General features: G+C 77.1%; 25 protein-coding genes and 1 pseudogene. 9 read left to right on the top strand and 17 right to left on the bottom strand.

Features of this window, described 5'->3' with window-relative positions; translation table 11 throughout:
* Positions 1-54: 54 nt before the first annotated feature.
* Positions 55-1,545 (top strand): DNA-binding protein NsdB, encoded by a 1,491-nt coding sequence (locus CP974_RS00680; RefSeq protein ID WP_150485760.1) that lies wholly within the window; start codon positions 55-57, stop codon positions 1,543-1,545.
* A 379-nt stretch (positions 1,546-1,924) separates the two neighbouring features.
* Here CP974_RS00680 and CP974_RS00675 read toward each other — a convergent pair whose 3' ends face one another.
* The gene (locus CP974_RS00675) at positions 1,925-3,373 is read right to left on the bottom strand and encodes a PP2C family protein-serine/threonine phosphatase (RefSeq protein ID WP_085921402.1); all 1,449 of its coding nucleotides are present in this window, start codon (positions 3,371-3,373) and stop codon (positions 1,925-1,927) included.
* A 385-nt stretch (positions 3,374-3,758) separates the two neighbouring features.
* Here CP974_RS00675 and CP974_RS00670 point away from each other — a divergent pair, with 385 nt between their 5' ends.
* On the top strand, positions 3,759-4,793 hold the full coding sequence (locus tag CP974_RS00670; RefSeq protein ID WP_085921401.1) for an NAD-dependent epimerase/dehydratase family protein: 1,035 nt from the start codon (positions 3,759-3,761) through the stop codon (positions 4,791-4,793).
* Positions 4,794-4,994: 201 nt separating this feature from the next.
* Here the strand turns inward: CP974_RS00670 and CP974_RS00665 are convergent, their stop codons facing one another.
* Positions 4,995-5,864: a VOC family protein gene (locus CP974_RS00665; protein WP_158100696.1), complete on the bottom strand. Its 870-nt coding sequence runs from the start codon at positions 5,862-5,864 to the stop codon at positions 4,995-4,997.
* Positions 5,865-6,089: 225 nt separating this feature from the next.
* Between CP974_RS00665 and CP974_RS00660 the strand changes: the two genes are divergently transcribed.
* Entirely contained in the window at positions 6,090-7,595 is a 1,506-nt protein-coding gene (locus tag CP974_RS00660; RefSeq protein WP_085921400.1) for a DUF6056 family protein, read from the top strand.
* Between the two features lie 16 nt (positions 7,596-7,611).
* On the opposite strand, the gene CP974_RS00655 is transcribed toward CP974_RS00660, so the two are convergent.
* The 3 genes from CP974_RS00655 to CP974_RS00640 form a co-directional block, all read right to left on the bottom strand.
* The gene (locus tag CP974_RS00655; RefSeq protein ID WP_085921399.1) at positions 7,612-8,592 is read right to left on the bottom strand and encodes a glycosyltransferase family 2 protein; all 981 of its coding nucleotides are present in this window, start codon (positions 8,590-8,592) and stop codon (positions 7,612-7,614) included.
* Positions 8,593-8,968: 376 nt separating this feature from the next.
* Positions 8,969-9,178, bottom strand: coding sequence for a hypothetical protein (locus CP974_RS00650; RefSeq protein WP_069975078.1), 210 nt, complete (start codon positions 9,176-9,178; stop codon positions 8,969-8,971).
* 548 nt (positions 9,179-9,726) lie between these two features.
* Positions 9,727-10,005, bottom strand: a complete 279-nt coding sequence (locus CP974_RS00640) for a hypothetical protein (RefSeq protein ID WP_085921398.1) — start codon at positions 10,003-10,005, stop codon at positions 9,727-9,729.
* A gap of 179 nt (positions 10,006-10,184) precedes the next feature.
* On the opposite strand from CP974_RS00640, the gene CP974_RS00635 reads away from it, so the two are divergent.
* Entirely contained in the window at positions 10,185-11,024 is an 840-nt protein-coding gene (locus CP974_RS00635) for a lytic polysaccharide monooxygenase auxiliary activity family 9 protein (RefSeq protein WP_079139971.1), read from the top strand.
* Positions 11,025-11,215: 191 nt separating this feature from the next.
* Here CP974_RS00635 and CP974_RS00630 read toward each other — a convergent pair whose 3' ends face one another.
* Entirely contained in the window at positions 11,216-13,660 is a 2,445-nt protein-coding gene (locus CP974_RS00630) for a SpoIIE family protein phosphatase (RefSeq protein WP_162887757.1), read from the bottom strand.
* A 617-nt stretch (positions 13,661-14,277) separates the two neighbouring features.
* Complete coding sequence (locus CP974_RS00625; protein WP_085921396.1) at positions 14,278-16,356, bottom strand: FUSC family protein; 2,079 nt, start codon at positions 16,354-16,356, stop codon at positions 14,278-14,280.
* 271 nt (positions 16,357-16,627) lie between these two features.
* Between CP974_RS00625 and CP974_RS00620 the strand changes: the two genes are divergently transcribed.
* The gene (locus CP974_RS00620; protein WP_085921395.1) at positions 16,628-17,335 is read left to right on the top strand and encodes a hypothetical protein; all 708 of its coding nucleotides are present in this window, start codon (positions 16,628-16,630) and stop codon (positions 17,333-17,335) included.
* Positions 17,336-17,536: 201 nt separating this feature from the next.
* Here the strand turns inward: CP974_RS00620 and CP974_RS00615 are convergent, their stop codons facing one another.
* From CP974_RS00615 to CP974_RS00575, 9 genes are all read right to left on the bottom strand, one after another.
* Positions 17,537-17,791, bottom strand: a complete 255-nt coding sequence (locus tag CP974_RS00615; RefSeq protein WP_069979411.1) for a gas vesicle protein K — start codon at positions 17,789-17,791, stop codon at positions 17,537-17,539.
* 260 nt (positions 17,792-18,051) lie between these two features.
* The gene (locus CP974_RS00610) at positions 18,052-18,237 is read right to left on the bottom strand and encodes a gas vesicle protein (protein WP_069975069.1); all 186 of its coding nucleotides are present in this window, start codon (positions 18,235-18,237) and stop codon (positions 18,052-18,054) included.
* Positions 18,234-19,121, bottom strand: a complete 888-nt coding sequence (locus CP974_RS00605; protein WP_085921394.1) for a GvpL/GvpF family gas vesicle protein — start codon at positions 19,119-19,121, stop codon at positions 18,234-18,236. Before CP974_RS00605 ends, CP974_RS00610 begins: the two co-directional genes overlap by 4 nt.
* The gene (locus tag CP974_RS00600) at positions 19,118-19,432 is read right to left on the bottom strand and encodes a gas vesicle protein (RefSeq protein WP_069975067.1); all 315 of its coding nucleotides are present in this window, start codon (positions 19,430-19,432) and stop codon (positions 19,118-19,120) included. The genes CP974_RS00605 and CP974_RS00600 overlap by 4 nt, the downstream gene beginning before the upstream one ends.
* Positions 19,429-19,665: a gas vesicle protein GvpG gene (locus CP974_RS00595; RefSeq protein WP_069975065.1), complete on the bottom strand. Its 237-nt coding sequence runs from the start codon at positions 19,663-19,665 to the stop codon at positions 19,429-19,431. The genes CP974_RS00600 and CP974_RS00595 overlap by 4 nt, the downstream gene beginning before the upstream one ends.
* A gap of 3 nt (positions 19,666-19,668) precedes the next feature.
* Positions 19,669-20,385 carry a GvpL/GvpF family gas vesicle protein gene (locus CP974_RS00590; RefSeq protein WP_069975063.1) on the bottom strand — a complete coding sequence of 239 codons (717 nt, stop codon included), beginning with the start codon at positions 20,383-20,385 and terminating at the stop codon, positions 19,669-19,671.
* Positions 20,382-20,783: a gas vesicle protein GvpJ gene (gvpJ, locus tag CP974_RS00585; protein WP_069975061.1), complete on the bottom strand. Its 402-nt coding sequence runs from the start codon at positions 20,781-20,783 to the stop codon at positions 20,382-20,384. The genes CP974_RS00590 and gvpJ overlap by 4 nt, the downstream gene beginning before the upstream one ends.
* A 179-nt stretch (positions 20,784-20,962) precedes the next feature.
* Positions 20,963-21,259, bottom strand: coding sequence for a gas vesicle protein GvpO (locus CP974_RS00580; RefSeq protein ID WP_373276782.1), 297 nt, complete (start codon positions 21,257-21,259; stop codon positions 20,963-20,965).
* A 59-nt stretch (positions 21,260-21,318) separates the two neighbouring features.
* Positions 21,319-21,597, bottom strand: a complete 279-nt coding sequence (locus CP974_RS00575; protein ID WP_069975058.1) for a GlsB/YeaQ/YmgE family stress response membrane protein — start codon at positions 21,595-21,597, stop codon at positions 21,319-21,321.
* A 264-nt stretch (positions 21,598-21,861) separates the two neighbouring features.
* On the opposite strand from CP974_RS00575, the gene CP974_RS00570 reads away from it, so the two are divergent.
* The gene (locus CP974_RS00570) at positions 21,862-22,119 is read left to right on the top strand and encodes a WhiB family transcriptional regulator (RefSeq protein WP_069975056.1); all 258 of its coding nucleotides are present in this window, start codon (positions 21,862-21,864) and stop codon (positions 22,117-22,119) included.
* 338 nt (positions 22,120-22,457) lie between these two features.
* Here the strand turns inward: CP974_RS00570 and CP974_RS00565 are convergent, their stop codons facing one another.
* Positions 22,458-23,219, bottom strand: coding sequence for a class I SAM-dependent methyltransferase (locus CP974_RS00565; RefSeq protein ID WP_085921392.1), 762 nt, complete (start codon positions 23,217-23,219; stop codon positions 22,458-22,460).
* Positions 23,220-24,013: 794 nt separating this feature from the next.
* Between CP974_RS00565 and CP974_RS30895 the strand changes: the two are divergent.
* The 3 genes and pseudogenes from CP974_RS30895 to CP974_RS00555 form a co-directional block, all read left to right on the top strand.
* Positions 24,014-24,325: pseudogene (locus CP974_RS30895) on the top strand (acetoacetate decarboxylase family protein); the annotation flags it as partial.
* A gap of 349 nt (positions 24,326-24,674) precedes the next feature.
* Positions 24,675-24,842, top strand: a complete 168-nt coding sequence (locus CP974_RS29375) for a hypothetical protein (RefSeq protein WP_158100710.1) — start codon at positions 24,675-24,677, stop codon at positions 24,840-24,842.
* 105 nt (positions 24,843-24,947) lie between these two features.
* The gene (locus tag CP974_RS00555; protein ID WP_069975049.1) at positions 24,948-26,153 is read left to right on the top strand and encodes an FAD-dependent monooxygenase; all 1,206 of its coding nucleotides are present in this window, start codon (positions 24,948-24,950) and stop codon (positions 26,151-26,153) included.
* The last annotated feature ends 16 nt before the right edge of the window (positions 26,154-26,169 follow it).

The raw sequence follows: 26,169 nt of genomic DNA, 5'->3' as shown, positions 1-26,169 counted from the left end.
CACCCCCATGGCGGAGGGCTACTGTCAAGTCAGCCGAGAACCTGGGGGCTTGACGTGACAGGACAACCCAACACCCGCCTCTCCGACCTGTTCGGCCTCGCCGGCTGGTCGAAGGGCGAACTCGCGCGGCTGGTCAACCGGCAGGCGGCGGCCATGGGCCACCCCCAGCTGGCGACCGACACCTCGCGGGTGCGGCGTTGGATCGACATGGGGGAGATCCCGCGCGATCCGGTGCCGAAGGTGCTGGCGGCCCTGTTCACCGAGCGACTCGGCCGTGTCGTGACCATCGAGGACCTCGGGTTCGTACGACACGGGCGCGCCGGGAGACGGCGGGACGTCAGGCACGACGACAACCCTGACGGGCTGCCCTGGGCGCCCGAGCGCACGGCCACGGTCCTCACCGAATTCACGGGAATGGACCTCATGCTCAACCGACGCGGCCTGGTGGGCGCGGGCGCCGCGCTCACCGCGGGCTCCACCATCACCAGCGCCATGCACGACTGGTTCCGAACCGGCCCCGGGCCCTCCGGTGCCACCGCCCCCTCGGGTGTCCGCACCGCGGACCCCGCTGGCCTGGACCGCTACGAGGCCGCCCCCATCGGCCTGCAGGAGATCGAGGAACTGGAGGCATCCGTCGAGGTGTTCCGCGCCTGGGACGCCGCCAAGGGCGGCGGCCTCCAGCGCAAGGCCGTCGTCGGCCAGCTCAACGAGGTCGGCGGGATACTCGCCTACCGCCACCCCGAGCGGATCCAGCAGCGCCTGTGGGGCGTCGCGGCCAACCTGGCCGTCCTGGCCGGGTGGATGTCCCACGACGTGGGTCTGGAGCCCACGGCGCAGAAGTACTTCATCATCGCCGCGCACGCGGCCCGGGAGGGCGGGGACCGGCCCCGTGCCGGGGAGGCCCTGTCGCGCTGCGCCCGCCAGATGGTCCACCTGGGCCGCCCCGACGAGGCCCTGGACCTGCTCCAGCTCGCCCAGTTCGGCGCCGGCGACGAGGTCCTGCCGCGCACCCGTGCCATGCTCCACACCATCGAGGCGTGGGCGCACGCCTCCATGGGGCGCGGGCAGGCGATGCGCCGCACCCTCGGCGAGGCGGAGGACCTCTTCGTCTCCGACAAGGACGACGCCCCGCTGCCGGTGTGGATGCAGACCTTCAAGTCGGAGGACCTGTACGGCATGCAGGCGCTCGCCTACCGCACGCTCGCCGAGCACGAGCCGTCCGCGGCCAGGCAGGCGCAGTACTTCGCGCAGAAGGCGCTGGAGCTGCGCATCGACGGCCGGGAGCGCTCCAAGATCTTCGACCATCTCTCCATGGCGTCGGCCTGCTTCATCGCCGACGACCCGGAGCAGGCGGACCGTTACGCCCGGCTGGCGCTGGCCGCCATGGGCAGCAACTCCTCGCAGCGCACCTGGGACCGGCTGCGGGAGATGTACCGGCTCACCGGCCGGTACGCCAGCTACTCCCGGATCAAGGACCTGCGCGAGCGGATCGAGTACGCGCTGCCGAGCGAGCAGGCCAGGAAGCTGGGGCTGAAGGAGGCTTGACCGGAGGCGGCGAGGTCCCCGCCCCGCGCGTCCCCCGCCCCCCAGACCCGCGGTGCCTCCGCCCCGCGCGTCCCCGCCGTGGGCCCGCCCCGCATCCGCACCGTGCCGGACGCTCGCACGCGGTGCCGGACCCATCGGCACGGCTCCCCGCGCACCCGCGCACGGCCGTGACGCACCGGGCGCGCCCCGCACAGCGCCGGGTGCGCCCCGCACGGCACCGGGCCGGCCCGGCACGGTCCGGTCCGCCCTCACGCCGTGCCGGGCCGGCCCGGCACGGCGTCCTGCCCACCGCGCGGGGCGCGCGGTCCCGTCCGGCCGGGACCGCGGACGCGCCCCGTCCGCATCCGGCACCGGTACGCCCCGTGCGCGGGCGGTCCCGCTACGAGGGGCCGCCCACCCTGGCCGCCACCACGCAGCCGCCCTCGGCGCCCGCCGCCCGGGCCGCCAGCCGCACGCACTCCCGCACGTCCCGCGCGCGGGACAGTTCGGGCGCCAGGGCGAGCAGCCGCTCCGTGCCGGGCGTGCCCGCGCCCGGTCCGCCCGCGTCCCCCGCCGGTCCGCCCGTGCGGAGCACCAGCAGGTCACCGGGCAGGAGCCGGGCCTCCGCCTGCTCGTAGGCGGCGCCCGACGCCGTCGCCCCCAGCGGTACGCCCTCCGGCCGGTCCAGGACCCGCCCGGTCCCGTCCCGGAACAGCAGCGGGGCGGGGTGCCCGGCCTGCGCCCAGGCGAGCGTCCGCGACGCCGGGTCGTAGCGGCAGCACAGCGCGGTGCCGAGGGCCGGCTGCGCGGCGGCCTCCAGCAGCGCGTTGAGATGCCCGAGCAGCGCGCCCGGCGCGATGCCCGCCACGGCGAGGCCCCGCAGGGCCCCCAGCAGCGCCGCCGTCGAGGCGGTGGCGGACACGCCGTGCCCCGCCAGGTCGCCGACCGCGAGCAGGGTCCCGCCGCCGGGGAGGGCGAGCACGTCGTACCAGTCCCCGCCGAGCGGGTCGCCGGCGGACACCAGGTGGTGCCCGGCCGCCTCCAGCGCGGGCCCGCCGTCCCCGCCCTCCCCGGTGGGCCGCAGCGGGCCGCGCCAGGCCGGCAGGACCGCCTCCCGCAGCTCCGCGGCGAGCCGGTGCCCGGTCCGCTCCCCGTCGCGCCGCAGCGACTCGCGGGTGTCGCGTACGGCGCGCTCGCTGCGGCGCAGTTCGCTGACGTCCCGGAACACCGCCCACATGGACGCCGTGCGGCCCTCGCCGTCGAGGACCGGTTCGCCCGTCATGTGCAGGGTGCGCACCCGGCCGTCGGCCCGGACCAACCGGAACTCCCCGTCGATCGGCTTGCCGTCCACCAGGCAGTCCGTCACGAGCCGGCTGAGCAGCGGCTGGTCCTCCGCGAAGACCAGCGACGGCAGTTCGTCCAGCGACATCGGCCCGGCGGAGGGAGCGCGGCCGACGATCCGGTACAGCTCGTCCGACCAGCCGACCTCGTCGGTCAGCAGGTTCCACTCGGCGCTGCCGACCCGTGTGAGCAGCGAGCCGGTCGCGCCCTCGCCGCGCGGCCGGCCGTCCCGCGCGGCCGGGCCGCCAGTCCCTTCCCGCGCGCCCGGCGCAGGCACACCCTCCCTGAGTTGCCCCAGGTGGGCGCCGAGGTCGTCGAGCTGGTGCACGGCCAGGTCGCACAGGGCGCGCTGCCAGCGGGCGCGCGGGTCGTCGGCGTCGGCGGGGGCGTCCCGGCGCACGGCGTCCACCTCTCCGCGCAGCCGGCGGGCCTGCGAGATGAGGGCGTCCACCCGGCCGCGCTCCGGCGGCTGCTGGCTGGGACGTTCCGCGAAGAGGGGGGACGGCATGGGGGACTCCGTTACAGGCGCACGGCCATGGCTTGAAAAGCAAGGACCATCCAAGACTGTGACACAGGCCGGAAGCGGTCGTCACTCATTTGGCAACACTCGGACCGGCCATGTCCAGGGCATATACCGAAGGCGGGAGGGGAACCGGCCAGAGTGGCGGAAACGCCGGGGAGGCGCGCCCGGGCGCCACCGCCCCGGGAGGCCCGGCGCCCGTGCCCCTGGCACCGCCCCGCAGGTCGGGGCCGCGGCCTAGGGCGCGGGCGGGGACGCGCCCGGCCGCGCCACGGAGGTGAACCGGCGCGAAGCGGGTACCCGGCACACCCGGGACGCGCATCCGTACGCCGCCGGCGCGACCGGCAGGCCCGCAGGACGAGGGGGAGCACCCGTGACCGCACAGCCCGGCAGGAGAGTCGTCGTCACCGGGGCCACCGGCAACGTCGGCACCAGTGTCGTCTCCGCCCTCGCCGACGACCTGCGGGTCGGCTCCGTCCTGGGCGTGGCGCGCCGCCGCCCCGGCTGGTCGCCGCCCGGCACCGAGTGGGCGCGGGCGGACATCGGGAAGGACGCCGACCGCGACCTGGCCGCCCTCTTCGAGGGCGCCGACGCGGTGGTGCACCTGGCCTGGGCCTTCCAGCCCACCCACGACCCGACCGCCACCTGGCGCACCAACGTGCTGGGCGGGATGCGGGTCTTCCGCGCCGTCGCCGACGCCGGTGTGCCGGTCCTGGTCCACGCCTCGTCGGTCGGCGCGTACTCGCCGGGCCCGAAGGACCGGCCCGTGGACGAGTCCTGGCCGACGCACGGCTGGCCGCAGGCCGCGTACAGCAGGGAGAAGGCGTACCTGGAACGCGCCCTCGACGCCTTCGAGCTGCGCCATCCGGACATCCGCGCCGTGCGGATGCGGCCGGCGTTCCTGTTCAAGGAGGAGGCCGCGGCCGAGCAGCTGCGGATCTTCGCCGGAAGGCTGGTGCCCGGCCGGCTCGCCAGCCCCGGCTTCGTGCCCGTCGTGCCCGACCTGGAGGGACTGGTCTTCCAGGCCCTGCACACCGACGACGCCGCCGACGCCTGTCGCCGCGCCGTCCTCGACGACGGGGCGCGCGGCGCGTACAACCTGGCGGCGGACCCGCCGCTGAGCGCCGCCGACCTGGCGGGGCTCCTCGACGCGAGGGTGGTGCGGCTGCCGCGCGCGGCCGTGCGGACCGCGCTCGCCGCCGCCTGGGCGCTGCGGCTGGTGCCGGCGTCGCCGCACCTGTTCGACGCGTTCCTGCGGGTGCCCCTGATGGACTGCTCGCGCGCCCGCGACGAGCTGGGATGGCGGCCCCGGCACACCGCGACCGAGGCGGTCCGGGCGCTGCTGCGCGGACTGCGCGAGGGTGCCGGCATGGACACCGCGCCGCTGCACCCGCGCGGGGCAGGGTGACCCCCGCGGGCGGATGCCCCCGGGCCGGCCGGGGCCCCGGGACGGGGCGACCCGTCTGCGGCGGGCCCGCGCGGTGCGGCCGGCCCGCGCGGTGCGGGATCGTCCGCGGCCGCCCGCGCCGTGTCCCCGCCGCCGGGCGGCCGGGGCGGTGTGACGTGCCGGACCGGCGCGCGGGCCGCCCGGGGCGCGGGCGGGGGCCCCTCAGTCCGGCGGCTCCATGGTGGCCGCGTCCGCGTCCGCGAGGTCGGTGCCGGGGCCCGTGGTGTCCGCGGTACCGGCGTCCGTCAGGGTGAACAGACCGCCGTCCGGGTCACGCAGCGTCGCCTGCACCCCCGGCTCGTGGGTGATCACCGTGCCGCCGTGGCGCAGCGCGGCCGTCACCCGCTCCTCGACGTCCGATACCGGGAAGTGCACCTGCCACCGCGGCCGGATCGCCGGGTCCGGGGCCTCCTCCAGGGCGCCCGAGGACAGCCGTGCCACCGCCCGTCCGGCGCTGCGCAGCACGACCTCGTCGCCCGCGTACTCCACGTCGCAGCAGTCCGGCCGCCCGCAGGCCCACTCCAGGACCTCGCCGTAGAAGATCGCCGCCTCGAAGGCGTCCCGTGTGTGCAGCCGCGCCCACGCCGGGGCGGCCGACCGCCACCCCTCCCACCCGGTGGGCAGCTCGCCCTCCCAGATGCCGAAGACCGCGCCGTCCCGGTCCGCCGCGAGCGCCCCCCGCCCCATCACGAACGCGACCGGCCCGACGGCCACCGTGCCGCTGCGCTCCCGGATCCGCGCCGCCGTCGCGTCCGCGTCGCGGACCGCGAAGTACGGCGTCCAGGCCACCGCCACGTGGAACGCCGACGCCAGCGCCCCGATCCCGGCGATCGCCTTGCCGCCCGACAGTGCCACGCTGAAGTCCTCACCCAGCCGCGCGGGCCGGAACCTCCACCCCATCACGGCCCCGTAGAAGTCGTGAGCCGCCCGCAGGTCGCGGGTCATCAGGCTCACCCAGCACGGCGCGCCGTACACCGCGCCGCTCGTCACCGCCGCCTCCGAGGTCGCGGCCGCTGTCGGTTCTCTGGTCATGTGCCAACCATCCCGGTGTCGCCTCGCCGGTCCTGTCCTGTGGCTCGTCCCGCCTCCGGGGCGCGCGGGTGTCCATCCTGTCACCTGTCACCCCCTGAGTGCCCTTTTCGCAGCTTTTCATGGGGTACGGGTCGCCCGGCGTGCCGTGGCGCCGGGGAACGGCGGGGCCGGAAAACCCCTCTACGGTGTCGGATCAGTGCTTCCCCCGGAAAGGCAGTGGTGAGAATGGCCGTCGGCGCGCCCCGCGTCACCGACCCCGACGACGAGGAGAGGCGCGACGGCCGGGGACCGCTCCCCGCCCGGCCCGCCGTCAGGGCGGCGGTCGCCGCCCTCGCGGCCCTGCCCCTCGCACTGCTGGCGGCGGCGGGCGCGCTCGGCTGGTACGTCCGCCCCTCGGCCGACGAGTGGTGCTTCCTGCCGCTGGTGCGCGACCACGGCGTGGCCGGCATCGTCGAGCGGTTCTACGCCACCGACAACGGCCGCCTCGCCAACGGCCTCCTCGTCGGCCTCTACGCGAAGTTCCCCGTCGCCGGCCACCAGGCGTACGCCGCCGTCAGCGCCGCCGTCATGCTGGGGCTGCTGTGGGCCCTCACCGCCCTGCTGCTGCGCCGCGCCGGTCTTCGGGCGCCGCGGGGGACGGCGCTGCTGACCGCCGCCGTGGCGACCGCCCTCTTCCTGCTCGCCACCCCCAACACGTACAAGACCTTCTACTGGCCCGCCGCCTCGGTCTCCCACACCCTCGCCCCGGTGCTCGCCGCCGGCGCGGCCCTGCCGCTGCTCGCGGCGCGCTCACGGCGCGGCCGGGCCGCCGCCCTCGTCACCGCCCTGGTGGCCGGGGTCTTCCTGGGCACGCTGTCCGAGGAGGCGTCCGTCGTCGCCCTGGTCGTGCTCGGCGCCGTCGTCGTCCTCGCGCCGTGGGTGCTCGCCGAGCGCGTCCGGCGCTTCGTCCGCGTGTGGGCGCTCACCGGCGCGGCGGGCGTCGCCGCCGGCACGCTGCTGCTGGTCACCTCCCCCGGCTCGCGCAACCGCCGGGAGCGCTACGACGCCGAGTCCGTCTCCATGCTCGCCCCGGACTCCCTGGTCACCTCGCTCGAACTGTTCGCCCGCGTCCTCGCGACCGTCCTCACCACGTGGACCTACGCGGGAGCCGTCGCCGCCGGTGCGCTGCTGGGCCTGCTGGCCCGCCGCGGCCCGGACGCCGGGCCCGCCGCCCCGCCGCCCTGCCGCCCGCTGCGGCTGCTGGCGCTCGGCGCGCTGGCCTTCCTCGTCTCCGGCTACCTGTGCACCGTCATCACGTACCCGGTCTTCGGCACCCGCGTCCTGACCACGGAGCGCACCTGGAACGACTACCTGCTGCTGTACGTCCTGCTGCTCACCGCGGCCGGCGCCCTCGCCGGGCGGGCCGTGCGCCGCGCCGGGCGCCCGGCGCGCGCCCGCTGCGGCGTGGCCGCCGTCTGCGCCGCCGTGTGCGCCGCGACCGTGGCGGGCCTCGCCGTGCCGCTGTACGGCCTCGGCGGCGACATGCGGGCCCGCGCCGAGCGGTGGGACGCCCAGGACCGGTTCCTGAGGGAGCGCGCGGCGAGCGGGGCCCGTACCGCCCCGTACACGCCGAACAGCGTGAGCCGGATGCTCGAGCCGTTCGGCGCCGGCGGCAGGAACCGGTGGCCGGCCGACTGCGTCGCCGACTACTACCGACTGGACCGGGTCACCGACGGGCGCGCCGCCCCGTAGGGCGGGTCCCCGGGGCTCAGTGCCGGGCGGCGCGCGCGGCGGTGCCGGGGGAGGGGCCGGCGGGGCGGCCCGGGGCGTCCCGCTCGGTCTCCCGCACCACGTAGTGCGGGCGCCGCTTCGCCTCGTGGTAGATCCGCCCGACGTACTCGCCGATCACCCCGAGGGTCGCGAGCTGCACCCCGCTCAGCCCCACGATCGCCGTGATCAGCGTGGCGTAGCCGGGCGTGTCCACCCCGTCGAGCAGCGCGTTCGCCACGATCCACACCGCGTACGCGAGGGCCGACAGGAACAGCCACAGCCCCGTGTGGACGGCCAGGCGCAGCGGGCGGCTGTTGAACGACAGCAGCCCGTCGATGCCGTAGTTCAGCAGCCGCCTGCCGCCCCACTTGGACACGCCCGCCGCCCGCGCCGCGTTCTCGTAGCGGAAGGTGACCGTGTCGAAGCCGATCCACGAGAACAGGCCCTTGGAGAAGCGGTTGCTCTCCGGCAGCGACAGCACCGCGTCCACGGCGCGCCGCGACAGCAGCCGGAAGTCCCCGGCCCCGTCGACGACCTCCACCTCCATGAACCGCCGCACCAGCCGGTAGTAGGCGCGGCTGAGTGCCTTGCGGACCGCGCCCTCGCCGGTGCGGTCCCGGCGCGCCACCACCTGGTCGTAGCCGTGCCGGCGCAGCTCCAGCATGCGCGGCAGCAGCTCCGGCGGGTGCTGGAGGTCGGCGTCCATCAGGACGACGCAGTCACCCCGCGCCATGCGCATCCCGGCGAGCATGGCCGCCTCCTTGCCGAAGTTCCGGCTGAACGAGGTGTACCGCACCCGCCCGTCGGCGCCCGCGAGCTCCCGCAGCCGCTCCACCGTCGCGTCGCGGCTGCCGTCGTCCACGTAGGCGATCTCGAAGACCGCCCCGGTCGGCTCCAGCGCGGCCACCACCGCCGCGTGGAAGTCGCCGACCACCTCGCCCTCGTCGAAGCACGGGACGACGACCGATACATCCACCATTCGCTGACCCACTCCACGCACGCCGGTGCGGGACGCCCCTCCGGCACCCGCCGCACACGGAAGATGCGGGCCGGGCCGCCGGGGTTGCCTCCCCTAGCCACCAGCCCCCCACACGGCCGGCCGCCCCGCCACCCGGGTCACCCGCGCGGGCCGCGCTCGTCCCCGTACGGGCGAAGCACACCGGCGGCCGGACCGGCGGCCGGACCGGTGGCCGGGCGGGGAGGCGGGGGCCGGTCCGGCCGGAGGGGCCGTGAGGTCGGGGCGCACGAAACGGCCCCGGCCCCCCAAGGGGGACCGGGGCCGGACTCCGGCGCTCGCGGTGTCCGCGCGGGACGGTGACGGGACGATCACCCGTCGGCCGCCCGCGCGGCCCTCCTCACCGCAGCGCCCGCAGGAGGGCCGGGTCCCACTCCGCCGTGCGGAGCGGGGCGCCGGCCTCCCCGGTGCCCGTGTTGCCGTAGGACTGCACGGAGAAGTTGCCGTTCTTCGTGCTCACGTTGTCCTCTCCCACGGCGCACGCCGCCGGTGCGCACACGCCCACCGCCGCGGCGGCCACCCCTGCGGCCGCCAGGACCTTCTTGATCATGGTTCTCCCTCGCGTGATCGGGAACCCGGTCCCCGGGTCTCCCCTGATCAACCGGGGACCGGGTTCCTCGTCACGGTGCGGGACGTACGGCACGTCCCGCGTTCATCCGTTCGGCCCTACGGCGGGGCGGTGAACGGAGTCGGGAGCGCCCGCGCGCCGAGCGCGGCGTGCCGTGTCGACGGCGACGCGGACGGCCGCGGGGGCGGCGCGGCGCGGGCGGGGATGACGGTCAAGACAAGTCCTTCGGGACGGACGGTGAACAGGTGTTTCTCCTGCGGGGTGACCGACAGTGAACCGTGGGTGGCGGTCCCGGGGAAAGAGGGAAACCCCTGTCCCACCCCTACACCCCCCCGGCGGGGGCGTGCCGGGGGAGTGGGGGACACGGGCGCACGGGCCGGGCCCGGAGGGGAGGAGGCGGGCCGGGCCGCCTCCCGCGAGAGCGACCGGCGCGGGGTCCTGGGCCGGAGCCGTCCGGCCCGGGACAGGGGGCGGGGCCGGAGGCGTCCGGCCCGGGACAGGGGGCGGGGCCGTGGGCGCGGGGCGGCCGGTCAGCCGCCCAGGGGGAGGCCGCCGGTCGGCAGGCCGCCCGCCGGCAGGCCGCCGAGGAGGCCGCCGCCGACCGGGAGGCCGGCGGGCCGGCCCTCGGAGCGCCCCTCGCCCTGCGGCTGCGCTCCCAGCAGTCCGGTGGTGTTGAGGTCGGAGACGACCGGCGCGCCGACCGACGCGGGGGGCGCCCCGGCGGCCGAGGCGGGAACGGCCGCGGCCATCCCCGCGCCGGCGACTGCGGCGCAGACCGTGAGGAGGCGGGTGCCGGTGCGGATGCTCATGTGTCACTCCTGGGATGAGGCGGGGACGGCTGCTCTCCAGCCGACCTGAGCAACGACGCCGCCGCGGCGGCGACACGGCGGGAAGTCCCGCCGCACCCCTTGAACTTGGTCTAGTCCAATGCCAAGCTGCTTGCGAGCCGCCCGACTTGAGTCCCCCACCCGAGGAAGGGACCCCCCACATGTCACTGAGCAAGACCACCCGCACAGCGGCGGCAGCCGCCGCGGTGGCCCCCCTGCTGATCGTCCTGACCCCCGCGCAGGCGTCGGCGCACGGCACGATGTACGGCCCCGTCAGCCGGGTCGCGGCCTGCTACGCCGAGGGCCCCGAGCACCCGGACACCCAGGTGTGCAAGGACCTGGTCGCGACGAGCGGCACCCAGCCGCTCTACGACTGGAACGAGGTCAACATCGCCAACGCCAACGGGCAGCACCGCCAGCTGATCCCCGACGGCAAGCTGTGCTCCGCCAACCGCGAGAAGTACAAGGCGCTCGACTGGGGCCGCACCGACTGGGCCGCCACGCCCGTCTCCGCCGGCCCGCTGCACTTCAGGTACCGCGTCACCGCCGCCCACCCCGGCACGATGACCGTCTACATCACCAAGGAGGGATACGACCCCACCAAGCCGCTGAAGTGGTCGGACCTCGAACAGACCCCGGTCGCCGTGGCGAACGTCGCCCGGACCGCGCCGACGGGCTGGTACGAGTTCGACGGCAACCTCCCGCAGCGCACCGGCCGCCACATCCTCTACAAGATCTGGCAGCGCAACGACAGCCCCGAGGCGTTCTACAGCTGCTCCGACGTCACGTACTCCGGGGCGAGGGCCGCCTCCGTCCCGAAGGCGCCGACCGAGCAGCAGATCGAGGCGGGCCTGTCCAAGTCGACCGTCAGCCACCACGGCCACGGCGGTGACACGACCGCGCAGGAGCGCAACGTGCTGCCGCAGACCCTGGCCAGCGTGGCCGCCGCCGGCATCACCGCGGCCTGCTTCCTCACCACCCGCCGCCGCAGGGCCTCCTGACGGCGCGCACCGGCCCGGCGCGGACCCCCACGGCCCGCGCCGGGCCCCGCGTCCACCCGAGGGCGGCGTAGGACCGGCGCGGGGCCGGGTCCGCGCCGCATCGCGCCGCACCGGCGGCGGGGGCGCCCGGCCCGCACGCCCGCCGGGCGGCGCACGCCCCGTACGGCCCCCGCCCCCACCGCCTCCGCCGGTCAGCGGCCGCCCGTACCCGCGGCGGGGAGCGGCCCGCGACCGTCGGGGAGGGGCTGCTCCGTCCACACCGTCTTGCCGTCGCGGGTGTAGCGGGCCCCCCACCGCTCGGTGAGCTGGGCGACCAGGAACAGCCCGCGCCCGCCCTCGTCGGTCGTGCGGGCCCGGCGCAGGTGCGGGGCGGTCGTACTGCCGTCGGACACCTCGCAGATCAGGGCGGGGTCGCGGATCAGCCGGAGCCGCAGCGGCCCGGAGGCGTACCGGTAGGCGTTGGTCACCAGTTCGCTCACGATCAGCTCCGTGGTGAACACCAGGTCGTGCAGCCCCCACTCCGTCAGCTGGTCCGCCGTCAGCCGCCGTGCCCGCTGGGCCGCCGTCGGCTCGGCCGGCAGCTCCCAGGTGGCCACCCGGTCGTCGCCGAGGACCCGGGTCCGCGCCAGCAGGACGGCCATGTCGTCGGTGGGGTGCTCGGGCAGCACGGTCCGCGTCACCGCGGCGCACAGCGCGTCCAGGTCCCGCTCCGGGCCGCCCAGCACGCCGTACAGCAGCTCCAGGCCGTCGTCCACGTCGCACCGGCCCGACTCGACGAGCCCGTCCGTGTACAGCGCGAGCAGGCTGCCCTCCGGCAGTTCGAACTCGGTGCTCTCGAACGGCAGCCCGCCGAGCCCGAGCGGCGGCCCCTCCGGCAGCCCGGCGAGCACCGGCCGCCCGCCCGGGGTCACCACCACCGGCGGCGGATGCCCGGCCCGCGCCAGCGAGCAGCGCCGCGACACCGGGTCGTACACGGCGTACAGGCAGCTGGCGCCCACGATCTGCTCCCCGGCGTCCGGGCCCCTCGCCTGCTGCTCCCCGGCGATCCGCCCCACCAGGTCGTCCAGCTGGGACAGCACCTCGTCCGGCTCCAGGTCGAGCCCGGCCAGCGTGTGCACCGCCGTGCGCAGCCGCCCCATCGTCGCCGCCGCCGGGACGCCGTGCCCGACCACGTCCCCGACGACCAGGGCGACCCGGGCGCCGGACAGCGGGATCACGTCGAACCAGTCGCCGCCGACGTCCGTCACCCCGCCCGCCGGCAGGTAGCGGTGGGCGACCTCCACCGCGGGGTGCTCCGGCACCTGCGCCGGCAGGAGGCTGCGCTGCAGCGACAGCGCCGCCGTCCGCTGCTGTGTGTAGCGGCGGGCGTTGTCGATGGAGACCGCGGCACGCGCCGCGAACTCCGCCGCCAGGGTCAGGTCGTCCTCCTCGAACGCGTCCGGCCGGTACGCCCGCCACATGCTCACCACGCCCAGCAGGGCGCCCCGCGCGCTGAGCGGCACCGCGACCAGCGAGTGCGCGTCCGCCTCCGCCCCCGGCGCCGCGGGTGCCGCGCCCGCCAGGCCCGTCTCCAGGACCGGCCGGCGCTCCCGCAGGACCCGCGCCTGCACCGGGTCCGGTGCGAACACCGCCTCGCCGTCCGCCCGCCGCACCGCGGGCGGCGGCCTGTCCGTGACGCAGCTCAGCGCCGCCCGGCACAGCCGCCCCGACGCGGCCGGGCCCGGCTCGCCGCCCGCTACGACCGGCTCCAGCAGGTCGACGGCCACGCAGTCCGCGAGCCCCGGAACCGCGACCCGCGCCAGCTCCTGAGCCGTACGGGTGACGTCGAGCGTCGTGCCGATGCGCTCGCTGGCGTCGTTCAGCAGGGCGAGCCGCCGCCGGGCCCGCTCCCGGTCGGTCACGTCCTCCACGATCTGCGTGACGCCCAGCACCTCGCCCGCCGGGTCCTGCATGCGGAACGCCGAGACGGCCACGAAGCGCTCCCGGCCGGGCGGGTCGGTGCGCATCCTGGCCGGCTGCTCGGTGAAGATCAGCGGACGTCCGCTCTCCACGACCGACCGCAGCGCGCGCTCCGCGGTCCGCGCGTCGGTCGGCACCAGGAAGTCACCCATCCGCGCCCCGCGCAGCGACTCGGCGGGCGCGTCCGCGAACCGGGCGATGGCCCGGTTCACCCGCAGGATGTCCAGTTCGGGACCGTGCACGGCGATACCGATGGGGCAGCGGCGGAAGAAGCCGTCCAGCAGCGACCGGTCGGTCTCCCACTGGACCACCTCGTCCGCCGGGGCGCCCACCAGGAACCACTCCTCGCGGTCCCCCTCCCGCACGACGAGCCGCGCGCGGAAGCCCAGCCGCAGCGTCCCCCCGTCCTTGCGGCGCACCGGCAGCACCCCGAACCAGCCGCCCGCCCCCGTGCAGGAGCGGACCGCCGCCGCGGCGGCCCGGCGGTCGCCGGGGGCGATCAGCACGTCCCGCGCGGCGCGGCCGATGACGTCCCGCGGCCGGTAGCCGAGCAGTTCCCCGGCGAGAGCGCTCCAGCCGACGACCGTCCCGCGCGCGTCGAGGACGGCCGCGGCCGCCCGGTGCAGCGAGAAGGGGTCCTCCGGGCTCTCGGTGAACGTTCGCAGCGGCGTGTCCATCGCCATCACCCTCGTACGGGAGGACGGCCCCGGCGAACCCGGCCGGAGCCCGGGCGCCCGGCGGACCCGGGCCCCCGGCACGGGCCGGTGCGCGGCACCGGCCCCCTCTCGGGGGCGGAGTCGGTGGTGCTCACGGGGCTTCCTTCTGTCGCGGGGCCGGGGGAGGGGTGAGCGGGCCGGCAGGGCGGGGCCGGGCCCGGCCGCCGGGCGGGCCGGACGGTCGCGGGGCCCCACCTGCCCAGCGTGGCACCCCCGCGCCGCGCCCGCCCGCCCGCGGCCGACGAACCGGTGACGGCGGACCGGTGACGGCGGACCGCGCACCCGGGCCCGCCGCCGGGGAACCTGCCGCCGCCCGCCGTGGGGCGGCGAGCGGCGAACGTGCCGAAGTGGCCGGGTGCCGGCAGGGGGAGGGGGAGCGGGGCGCTGCCCGGTGCCGGCACGGTCGGGCGGGGGAGCGAGCCGAAGGACCCGGCCGCCTGGATGGCGGGGGGCGATGGGGCCGGGTGCTGGGATGGCGGGGGCGGAGGGGGGCCGAAGGGTCCGGCCGCCTGGATGCCGCGGCGGGCGGAGCGGAGGGGCGCGGCCGCCGGGTCGGGAGCGGGGCGTGGGAGACGGGGTCAGCTTCCCCCGGCGCCGAGGGCGTCGCCCCGCTCCGCCGCCAGCGCCTCCCCGAGCTCCTCCAGCGCCCGGACCATCTCCCGCGCCCCCGCCCGCACCACCGGATCGTCCGACGCCTCCGCCGCGTCGAACGCCGCCCGCACCTCGTCCCAGCACGGCGGACGCCGCTCCCGCACATCCGCCGGGCACCGCTCGGCCGCCCGGCGCAGCGCCTCCGCCAGCGCCGCCGCCCCCGCCGACGGGGCGGCCGTCCGGTCCGGCAGGTGCGCCTCCAGCACCATCGCAGCCCGCGTGAACCGGCCGACCGCCGCCTGCGCCGCCTCGGTCACCGCCGGGGACGGGCCCCGGTGCCGCACCGGCTCGTGCGCCGCCCGGTCCAGCGCGTCCCGCCAGGCCGCCCGTGCCGCCCGCAGGTCCAGCAGGGCCTGCCGCACCGCGCCCGTCGGCGGCCGGTCCGGACGCGCGAACCGCTCCAGCACCTCCGCCCCGTACCGGCCCGCGGCCGCCGCCCAGTCGGCCAGCCGGGCCCGCAGCCGCGGCGTCTCCCACGCCGGGAACAGGGCGTACGACAGCATCGCCAGCGCCCCGCCCAGCAGGGTCAGCACCACCCGCTCCGGAACGGTCTGCGTCCACTCCTCGCCCGCCATGCCGAGCAGGAACACCACGTACGCCGAGATGAACACCTGCACGGGCGCCTGACCGGACGGCAGCAGCAGGTACACGGCGAACGCGGCGCCGACGGCCAGCCCCGCCGACGCGTACGCGCCGGGATCCGCCAGCCGCCCCACGCCCGTCGCCAGCGCCACGCCCACCAGCGTCCCGGCGAACCGGGCCACGGCACGCGCGTACGTCTGGCCGAAGTCCGGCCGCATCGACATCACGGCGGCCAGCGGCGCCCAGTAGCCGTGCCCGAACGGCAGCGCCGTCCCGAGCAGGTACCCGGTCGAGGTGACCACCGTCACCCGCACCGCGTGCCGCAGGTACGGCGAGTCGGGCCTGCGCACCTCGGCCGCGACGTCCCGCACGGCGCCGGGGACCAGCCGCAGCAGCCCCGGCCGCGCCCGCAGCGCCTCCGGTCCCGGCCGCCGCCCCCCGGGCGCCGCCGCGGCCACCACCTCGTCGAGCAGCGCGGCGAGCCGGGCCGCGGCCCGCCGGGCGGGCGCCCGCTCCAGCACGGACGGCGTATCGGGGGTGCGCAGCGCGGCGAGCGCGCCGGGCGGCACCTCCAGCCGCTCGCCGCGCCGGACCGCCCGCGCCGCCGCGTCCAGCACCGCCCCGGCCGCGTCCAGCAGCTCCCGCACCCGGTCGCGGCCGGGGCCCTCCCGCGCCACGCCCACCACGGGGTCGGCGAGCGAGGCCAGCACGGGGCGGATCCGCTCCGCGAGCCCGCGCAGGCCGTGTAGTTCGCCGGGGCGGCGGCGGGCCTGCCGCCAGGTGACGGCGGCGGCGTTGCGGGCCGTCATCAGCGGGGCGGGGTCGAAGGGCGCGTACGGGTCCCGGCGCAGCCGCCGCGCGTAGTCGGCCACGGCCGCCAGGGCGTCGGCCAGCGCGTCCCGCTGCGGCCCCCAGCGGCGCACCGGGAAGAGCACGACCAGCGCGGCCTGCACCACACCGCCCCCCGCGATCACCGCCGCGTGCACGGCCGCGTCCGCGACCGAGGTGGGCAGGGTGACCGTCACCAGCATGATCGCCACGTTGGACGAGGCGATCACCCCCACGGACGGGCCCGCCGTCCAGGCCAGGCCCGACAGGAACGTCCAGAGCGCGAGCAGGGCCAGGAACCACGCGGGGTGCCCGCCGCAGAGGTAGCCGAGGAACGTGGACACGGCCAGGGTGAGCCCCGACGCCAGCGCCAGCGTCGGGCGCGGGCGCCAGCTCCGCTGGAACGTGGCGATGCCCGCCTGGAACGCGCCGAACGCGGAGCTGGCCGCCATCGCCGGACCGCCGATGGCCGCTCCGGCCAGCACCACCAGCGCCAGTCCGGCGGCGGCGCGCAGGGCGGGCAGCGGCTGGAGCCGTCGCCGCTCGACCGTGAGACCCGCGCGAGCGGTCTCCTTGAGGGAGCGGAGCCACGTCATGGCGCCGAGGGTAGGCCGTGCCGCACGCCCGCCCGGACCCCCGGGCCGGGCGTGTCGCGGGGGCGTGAAGCCCTGCGGCAGGCGGGCCGGGTGGCCGACGGCCGCGGGCGGAGCGGACAGCTCGCCGCGGTGGCGGGGGCCCGCGGACGGCGGCCGCGCCCCCGAAACCCGGCGGCCCCACCCGGACCGGTCCGCACCGGCCGCGCGGGCGGGGCAACCCTTCGCGGCGCTGGGCGGTCGAACCCGCTGACCGACGAAGGGGGAGCCCCGTATGACCACCACCGTTCCACGCCGCCCGGCCCTGCTGCTGGCCGGCACGGCCGCGCTCGCCGTGTTCGCCGGCTGCCTCCACACGGCGGCCTCCGAGCGGGCGGAGCGCGTCGACACGCGGGGGTACCGGCTGGTCCCGCCCCGGTCGGTGGGCGGGATGCCGTGGAGCACGGGCCTCCTGGAGCAGTACGTCGGCGTCGTGGACTGCGCGGGGACGCCCTCGGACGCCGACTGCTACCAGGGCCAGACCGAGGTGCTGGGCATCGGCATCTCCCCCTCCGACGCGAACCGCATCGTTCCCGGGGCGGTCGGCAGCGGCGCGAACTACCACCCACCCGCCGACGAATACGTCCGGTACGTCGCCTTCCGGGGCCTCCAGGGGCGGGTGAGCGACCCGGAGAAGGCACTGCGCCGCATGATCGACTCCCTCCACCGGGGCGAGCAGATGCCCTTCCCACCGGCCTCCCTCCGCTGGGACGGGCCTTACCGGACCGTCCCGCTGGGCCCGTACGACGGGGCGGTCATGAAGTGCCGCCAGGGCGAGGAGGTCCACGTCCAGGCCGGCCGACCCGAGCGCCGGACCCCCAACAACCGCTGCGTCTGGGCCGACCGGTCCACCGTCGCCGTGACGGAGGCCGACCTGCCCGTGCGGAAGCTGGCGGAACTGACCGCCGAGCTGTACCGCACGGCACGCGTCAAGGCGCAGTGAACCCGGCGCGCCCGCGCCTCGCGGGACGTACGAACCGCGGGGACCCGCCCAGCGGTCGCACGGCCGGGAGTCCGCGGGCGGCGATCCGGAGGTCCGAGGGCCACGCACGTCGCTTCCGGGCGAGCCTGAGAACGGCGGCGTAGGCCGGTCCCCGGACGGATGCGGCAGGGCGCCTCGCGTACCCGCGAGGCGCCCTGCCGGTCACAGCAGGGGGCCGAGTGGCCCCAGGTCGATGTTCAGGTCCTCCGGTTCCAGGCCGAAGCGGGTGCGCAGGATCTCCATGCGGTCCTCCAGCAGCATCAGCGTCGTGCCGATCCGCTCCTCCTGGTCCTCCGTCAGGTCCCCGTCCTCCACGCGGCGCAGGGCCTGGCGCTCCATGAGCTGGCGCAGCAGCTCGATCACGGTCAGGACGAGCCGGGCCAGGTCCCGCTCGACGGAGTCCGGGTCCAGCTCCACCCGGCGGCGCGGCTCCGGCCCGGCCCCGGGGGCCGCCGCCTCCGCACCCGGATCGGTGTCGGGCCCGTCGGGCGTCCGGGGCCCGGACACCGGCTCCGTCCCGGGGCCCGCCACCACTCGAGGGCCCCCGCCCGTTCCGGGACCCGGCCGCGGTCCGGTCCCCGGCTCCGGGCCGGCTTGCGGATCCCGCCCGGACCGGGGGCGGGGCTCCACCCCCGGTCCGGTGCGCGGCCCGCCCTTCGCCGCGGTGCGCGCATCGTTCATACCGGCTGCTCCCACGGCACGGGCACCTCGTCGTTGACGGCGCTGATCAGGGCCTTCAGGTCGACCCGTACGAGATCGACGTCCGCGATGCTCAGCGTCAGGTCGCCGGTGAGGACCACACCGCCCGCGAGCAGCCGGTCCAGCAGGTCCACCAGGGCGACCCGCTGCTGCTCCACGCTCACGCCGCGCCCTCCCGCGCCCCGCCCGGTCCGGACGCGGCCCCGGACGCCTCCGGGGCAGGTCCCGAGGGCTCCGGCCCGGCCGTCCCGGTACCCGGCTCCGCCGCCTCCGCGATGCCGGCGAAGGAGTACGCCGCCCACGGCCCGGTCAGCTCGACCCGCACCCCGTCGGAGTCCGCCACCTCGCCGACGAGCGCGACGAAGCCCTCGGCCCGCTCGCGGGGCACGAGGTAGGCGGCGTTCAGGACGTTCACCGCCTCCGCGTCCCCGGTCAGCCGGGAATCCTGCGGAGGGTGCACGGCCGTCGCCTCGGCGTACGCGGAGAGCCGGGCGTGCAGTTCCCGGCCCACCGCCTCGGCGCGCCGCCGCGCCTCCTCCCGGCCGTCGCGCTCCCGCAGCCGCCGCCGCAGGTACTCCCGTCCGCCGACCGCGCCGGACGGCGACCCGGCGGGTGTGCGCGGCCCCGCGGTCGCCTCCTTGCGCGCGTGCACCTTCACCCCCCACTCGACCCGCCCGTCCAGCCGCTCCAGGGCCCGGACGAACCGGTCGCGCCCCTCGTCCAGCAGGCGCCGCACGCCGCTGTCGTCGCGGCACACCGTGGCGAGCCGCAGCGGCAGCGGGGAGGTGACGGCGGTCAGCGACGCCACCACGGCGTCGTGGCCGCGCGCGGTGGCCGACAGCCAGTCGAGGTCCTCCAGGCGGGCGCGCAGCGGCCCCTCGTCGAACTCCTCGGCGGGCACCGCGTCCACCACGGCGACCAGGCCGTCGTGGTGCAGCAGCCGGGGCGGTTCGCCGGTGATCCCGGCGGCGCCCTCCGGGAGGACGCCGCCGAAGGGGCGGCACACGGCGTACACGTACCGCAGGGGCGGGGTGGGGGTGGTGGTCATGCCGTACGCTCCTCCAGTTCGGCGAGGCGCCGACGCAGCTCCTCGTTCTCGCTCGCCAGCGAGTCGCGCCGGGCGTGCGAGGACAGCGCCGGGTCGTGGCGCCACCAGTCGATGCCCATCTCCTCGGCGCGCTCCACCGAGGCGACGACGAGCCGCAGCTTGATGGTGAGCAGCTCGATGTCGAGCAGGTTGATGCGGATGTCGCCCGCGATGACCACGCCCTTGTCGAGGACGCGCTCCAGGATGTCGGCGAGGTTGGAACCCCCTCCGTCGGAGGCGAACGGGGCGGGCGGGCGGCCGGGTGTCGTCATGGGCCTTCGGCCCCTTTCTCCAGTCGGTCGAGGAGTTCGTCCTCCAGGCGGTCGAACGTCTCGTCGTCGATCTCCCCGGCCTCCAGGCGCTCGGTGAGGCGGGCGAGCTCGCGGCGGACGGTGGCCGGGTCGTAGTACTGCCGCTCCGCCTCCGCGAGCACCTGCCGCAGCACCCACGCGGTGCCGCGCACGGGCGCCGCCGGCAGCAGGAGCAGCTCTCCGAGCAGCCCCATCGCCTACTCCACGAAGCTGTACGGCGGGAGCGGCCCGTGGACCTGCAGCGTCAGGTGGCCGTGGTCGCGGCCGAGCGCCTCGACGGCGGCCGTGAAGTCGCCGGCCCGCTCCTTCTCCACGAGGAAGGACAGGTTCGCCAGCCGCCCGGTGCCCTCGGGTCCGGGCCGGCACTCCACCGCGGCCTTCTCCAGGGCCTCCTGCACCAGGACCGCGTCGCGCGCCTCCCGGTGCTTGACGGCCGCCGCGACGCGCTCGCCGAGCGCCAGCTTCTGCTCGTACGTGCCGCCGCCCGCGGCCTGCTGCTCCTGGCTGAGCGCCCGCAGCTCGGGGTTGTCGGCCAGTACCTGGTGGAGCACGGCCTCCTCGTCGTGGGCGGCCTTCAGGTTGTACTCGACCTTGCCGTCGAGGCTCTCCAGCCGCTCCAGGTAGTGCGCCTCGCGCTCCCGCAGCACGGTCCGCACGGCGTCGTCGTCGGGGGAGACCCCGCCGAACCGCAGGGGCAGCACCGTGCCGCCCTCGCCGGCCGCGGCCAGGACGTTCTGGTGGGCGAGCAGGTCGCGCCGCTTGGGGCGCAGCCCCTCCGGGGCGTCGCTGACGAGGGCGGCCAGCGGGCCTTCGGTGAGGACGCGCACGGGGCCGGGCGGGTCGCCGACGCCGCCGGTCTTCTCCGGGAGCGCCGGGTGGGAGCTGCGGGCTATGCCGTAGACGTAGGTGCTCACTTCTCCTGCTCCTCCTCTTCCTTGTCCTTCTTCTGCTGCCGGGACGACGAGCGGCCGAGCGTCTCGGACACGGTCTGCGCGGCGCCCTGCAGGGCGCCCTTCGTCTTGCCGCGGGCGCCGGACTGGCTGACGCCGTCGACGACGTCCGTGAGCTGGGCGGGCGCCTTGCGGCCGGTCTCCAGGTCGAGGCGGTTGCAGGCCTCGGCGAAGCGCAGGTAGGTGTCGACGCTGGCGACGACGACACGGACGTCGACCTTGAGGATCTCGATGCCGACGAGCGAGACGCGGACGAACGCGTCGATGACGAGGCCGCGGTCGAGGACGAGTTCGAGGACGTCGTACAGGCCGCTGCTGCCGCCGGATCCGCCCGTGGCCGGACGTGTGGTCTCTACGGTCATGATGTGCCGCCTTTCTGACGTGGGGTCAGCGGTCGGTTCGTTCGTCAGTGCTCAGTGCTCAGTGCTCAGTGCTCAGTGCTCAGTGCTCAGTGCTCAGCGCTCATGCTCGGCCGCCGTACGGGCCGCCACCGCCCGGCGGGCACCGTGCTCGCCGGTCCGCCGGGCCTGCCGGGAGGCGGTCAGCGACCGCCGTCCGCCCGGCCGCGCTCGTAGCGGCGGACGCGCCGGTACCCGGTGACGTCGCCCTCGTCGTCGAGTTCCACCTCGTACGACGCGATGAGGCTCGTCGTGTCCGGGATGCGCTCCAGCTCGACGACCTCCACGGTCAACTGCCAGCCGTCGTCGGTCTTCTGGAAGGAGGACACGGACTCCGGGGTGTTGCCGGTGAGTTGGGCGAGCTGCTCGCTGGCGAGCAGCAGGATCTCGGTTGCTTTGGCCATGACCGCCTCCGGGTTGCCGTCTCGTGGGGCGCGCAAACGTGGGGGACGAAAGAGCGGCGGCGCCCCGCACCGGGGTGCCGCCGCCTCCGCGCGCGTCAGGCGTGCCGGCTGGACCGGTTCGAACCGGTGAACAGGCGGTACAGGGCCAGCAGGATCACCGAGCCGGCGATGGCGGCGATCCAGGTGGAGAGGTCGAAGAACCCGTCGATGGAGTCGACCCCGAAGAGGACCTTGCCCAGCCAGCCGCCCAGCAGGCCGCCGGCGATGCCGATGAGCATCGTGATGATGATGCCGCCGGGGTCGCGCCCCGGCATCAGGGCCTTGGCGATCATGCCGGCGAGCAGGCCGATGAGGATCCACGCGATGATGCCCATGAGGGCCTCCTACCGTCGTCGTTGGCGAGTGCGTTGTCTCGTAGCCACCGCTTTTACCGATCCGGCGGATCCAAACCTTTGGCCAAGGGAACGGTCTCGGCGGTCCCATACCGCACAAGTGACTGAGTTGTGCCTCTTTTGCGCACTTTCGTCGTGCGGAGGGCCCGGGACCGTTTCAATGCGGTGGTGACGGTCAGGCGCATCCGGTACGCGGTCGTGCGGACCGGAGGGCCGCGTACCCGCCGACGAGAGAAGGAGGCTTCCGTGGAGGACTGGCGACAGTCGGCCGCGTGCCGAGACGAGGACCCGGACCTGTTCTTCCCGGTGGGCACCAGCGGCCCCGCCGTGATGCAGGCGGAGGAGGCCAAGCGCGTCTGCGCCGGCTGCCCCGTGCGCGAGCAGTGCCTGCGGTGGGCGCTGGACGCCGGGCAGGACTTCGGCGTCTGGGGCGGTACGAGCGAGGACGAGCGCCGCGCGCTGCGGCGCCGCGAGGCCCGTGCCGCCCGCCGCGCCGCCGGGTGACCGGCCCGCGGCGCGCCGGGGCGCCGCACGGCGGAGGCGGCCCCTCGGCGGGGCCGCGCGCACGCGGGCCCGCCCGGGCGGGTGCGGCCTCGCCCGGCGCCCGCACGCCCGGCGCCCGGCCGCCCGCGTCCGGGGCGAGGCGAGCCGAAGGGGCGCCCGGCACCCGCTCACAGCGCCCAGGAGGCGAGACGAGCCGGAGACGGGCGCCCGGTCGGCCCCGGCGCACGCTCGTGCGCGACGCCCGTACGGGGCGGTTCCCGGCGCGGCAGCCGTAGGGAGGGCTCCGGGGCGATGAAGCCCGCGCGGCGCGGACTCCAGGGGCGCGACCGGTGTCGAGGTCAGTGCCGGCCCGCCGCCGGCCCCGGTGCGGGCGCGGGAGCGGGGCGGCGGGCGACGAACACGAACTCCCGGCCCGGCCGGTCGGGAGCGTCCCGCACCTCCTCCACCGCGAACCCGTGCGCCGCGAGGTCGGCCTCGACCTCCTCCCGCTCGCGGAACCGCAGCGTCGACTCCGAGGCGAGCACCTCCCCGTCCGGCAGCACGCGGACCGACCGGAACGTCACGAGCGGCAGCTCCACCGCCAGCAGCTCGTGCCAGCTCTCGACGGGCCCGGTGCCCGGCACGTCCACCACCGTGTACGAGTCGGCCCTGTTCCATCCCTCCCAGGCGCGCCGCGCCGGGACCCGCGTCTCGAACACCAGCCGTCCGCCGGGCCGCAGCGCCTCGCGGGCACCCCGCAGCGTCCCCCGCCAGTCCGCGGGATCGGTGATGGCCTGCGCGACGTTCGCGGTCATCGTCGCGAGGTCCACGCGCAGCGGCACCAGCGCCGTCGCGTCGCCGTGGATCCAGCGCACCCGCTCGGCGCCCGGTTTGGCCCGCGCCACGTCGAGGGAGGCCCGCGAGGGATCGACGCCGACGACGTCGACACCCCGCGCCGCGAGGAGCAGCGCGAACACCCCGGTCCCGCAGCCGATGTCCAGCACCCGCCGCGCCCCGGAATCCCCGGCCAGGCGCAGATAGAGGTCGAGGTCGGAGCGGTCGGGGTCGAGCGGGTCGTACAGCGCGGCGAGCCGCGGGTCGTCGAACGCCTCGTCAGCCATCCCGCGATCGTAGCCGCCGCGCCCGCCCCGTACCAGAGGCCCGCCGGGCAAGGCGGCCGCCCGCCGGACAGGGCCGCCGTCTGCCGGTCAGGCCCGCCGCCCGGCAGACCAGTCCGCCGCCCGTGGAACAGGCCGCGCCCGGCGGCCGGGGCCACCGCCGAGACCACGTGGGACCAGTCCGCCGCCCGGCACGTCGGCCGGGGCTGCCGCCACAGCGCCGCCGCGCCCGACACGGGCGGCGCAGCGCAACGGGCCGCCGCGCACAGGGCGCGGCCGGTCTCGTCGGCGCGGACCGGCCGCCGCGAGCCGCGCCCGCGCGAACACCTCGGATCGGCGGCGAGCAGCCGGCCGAACCGGTCCCGGCCGCGCGCCCGCGCGGCCGAGTGGGGGCGCCCGGCGAGGTCCGCCGTCGCCGTGCCGAGCCCGTGCCGGCGCGGCCTCGCCGCCTCGGCGCCCGCGCCCGCGGGCAGCGCGCCGGCACCCGGCGCCCCGCCGACGCGGCCCGGTGGACGCGCCGCCGCAGCCGGTACTCCGGAGGCTCCCCGCCCGAGGGCCGCCGGGGAAGCCCGGAGGTTCCCCGAAACCCGGGGGCACGGAGGGCTCGGCGTGCCGGGAAGGCCGGCCGCCCCACCGCGCCGCATCCCGCGGCCGCGGGGAGGTCGGCCCGCTGGAGCCGTTCGAAGCCCGGCGCGCCCCGGACGGTACGCACCCAGGCGCGCGGGGAAGGCCACTGGCGTGGACGGACGCGACGGACCCGGTTCGGTACGCACCCGCGCGCGAGGAGGGCGCGCAGGATGAGCGGCCCACCCCCTCCCTGGCACCTTCGCGGCACCGCGCACGCCGCCCTGTGGCTGGTCCCCGAGGACCGCCTCCCGCCCTGGCCCCTGGCCCCCGGGGTGCGCCCGCTGCGGTTCGGCCGGCGCCGTGTGGTGGGCGTGTTCTGGGTGGACTACCGGCCGGGCGGCACCCTGGCGTACCGCGAACTGCTGGTCGCCCTCGCCGTGCGGCACGGCACGGCGATCGGCGGCTGCGCGGTGGAGGCATGGGTGGACGACCCGCGGTCGGTGGAGGCCGGCCGCGCCCTGTGGGGCATCCCCAAGCGGCTCGCCGTGCTCTCCTTCGGCCCGGCCGCCCCTGCCCCGCCCGGCTCTCCCGCGCCGCCGGTCGCCCCCGCGCCCCCAGACACCTCACCCCCGGACACCTCACCCCCGGACACCGCGCTCCCGGACACCGCGCTCCCGAGCACCCCGGCGCCGCCCACCGCGTCCCCGGACGGCCCATGGCGGGGCACCCCGCCGCGCACCGGGCCGCGCGCCGAGGAGGCCCGGCCCGGCGGCGGGCGCGCCCCGCAGGCAACCGCCCTCCACCGCCCCCTCCTGCGCCTCCCCGGCCGCCTCCCGGTCCGCGCGCGGCTGTTCCAGCCCGCCCCGGACGCGCACGGGAGCCCCCCTCGAGGTGCCGCTGCGCGCCACCGGCAGCGCCTGGCTCACCCGGACGCGCCTGCGCACCGCCCCCGGCGCCCCGCTCGGCTACCTGGCGGGCCTGCGCCCGCTGGCCGCCTGCACCCTGCGGGACTTCCACTTCACCATCGGCCGGGCCGTCCGCCCCCCGCGCCGCCGCTGAGCCGCCGGCGCCCACGACCCGACGTGTCCTCCCCGTCGGCCGCGCGGGCGAATGCTACTTTTCGCCGCGAAGCAGGCAAGCGGCGAAGGTGGGAGAGGTACGCACGTGAAGGTCGTCTGCGTCGGCGGCGGACCCGCCGGGCTCTACCTGTCCATCCTGCTCAAGCGGCAGAACCCGGACCACGACGTCACGGTCCACGAACGCGACCCGGCCGGCTCCACCTACGGCTGGGGCGTCACCTACTGGGGCGGACTGCTGGAGAAGCTCCACACCTACGACCCCCCGTCCGCCCAGGCCGTCGCGGCCGCCTCCGCCACCTGGACCGGCGGCACCGCCCACATCCACGGAACGACGACCACCCGCCCCGGCGACCAGGGCTTCGGCATCGGCCGCCACCGCCTGCTGGACATCCTCGCCCGCCGCGCCGAGGAGCTGGGCGTGCGGCTCCGCCACGGCCACGAGATCGGCCGCGCCGACACCCTCCCGGACGCCGACCTCGTCGTCGCGGGCGACGGCGTCCACAGCGCCCTGCGCACCCGCCACGCCCACCACTTCGGCACCAGGGCCGGCTACGGCCGCAACAAGTACGTCTGGCTCGGCACCACGAAGGCGGTCGACACCTTCACCTTCGCCTTCACCGAGACCCCGCACGGCTGGATCTGGTGCTACGCCTACCCGTACGCCCCCGACCGCAGCACCTGCGTCGTCGAGTGCGCGCCCCGCACCTGGCAGGCCCTGGAACTCGACCGCATGGACCACGCCTCCTGCCTCGGCACGCTCCAGGACCTCTTCGCCGGGCCGCTGGACGGCCACCGCCTCCTCGGCGGGCCGCGCAAGGACGGCCGCGCGCCCTGGCAGTCGTTCCGCACCCTCACCAACGACCGCTGGTACCACGGCAACCTCGTCCTCGTCGGCGACGCCGCCCACACCACCCACTACTCCATCGGCGCCGGCACCACCCTCGCCCTGGAGGACGCCATGGCGCTCGCCGACGCGCTGCGCGCGACCCCCACCCCGCGCCACGCGCTCGGCCGCTACGAACGCGAGCGCACCGCCGCGCTGCTGCCCCTGCAGAGCGCCGCCCGCTACAGCGCCCGCTGGTACGAGAACCTGCCCCGGTACGCGCGCCTGGAGCCCCGGCAGATGTTCGCGCTCCTCGGCCAGCGGCACTCCCCGCTCCTCCCGCACGTACCGCCCCAGCTGTACTACCGGATCGACCGGGCCGCCCACGGGCTCGAACCGCTGCGCAGGCTCAAGCGCTGGCTCGGCCCGAGGGTGGCCCGCACCCTGGAGGCCACCCGCACCCGGTGACGCCGGGCCGCCGGCC

Source organism: Streptomyces fradiae ATCC 10745 = DSM 40063, from assembly GCF_008704425.1.
GTDB lineage: Bacteria > Actinomycetota > Actinomycetes > Streptomycetales > Streptomycetaceae > Streptomyces > Streptomyces fradiae.
The sequence above is the reverse complement of the archived record's forward strand: the minus strand, read 5'-3'. Positions and strand labels throughout refer to the sequence as shown.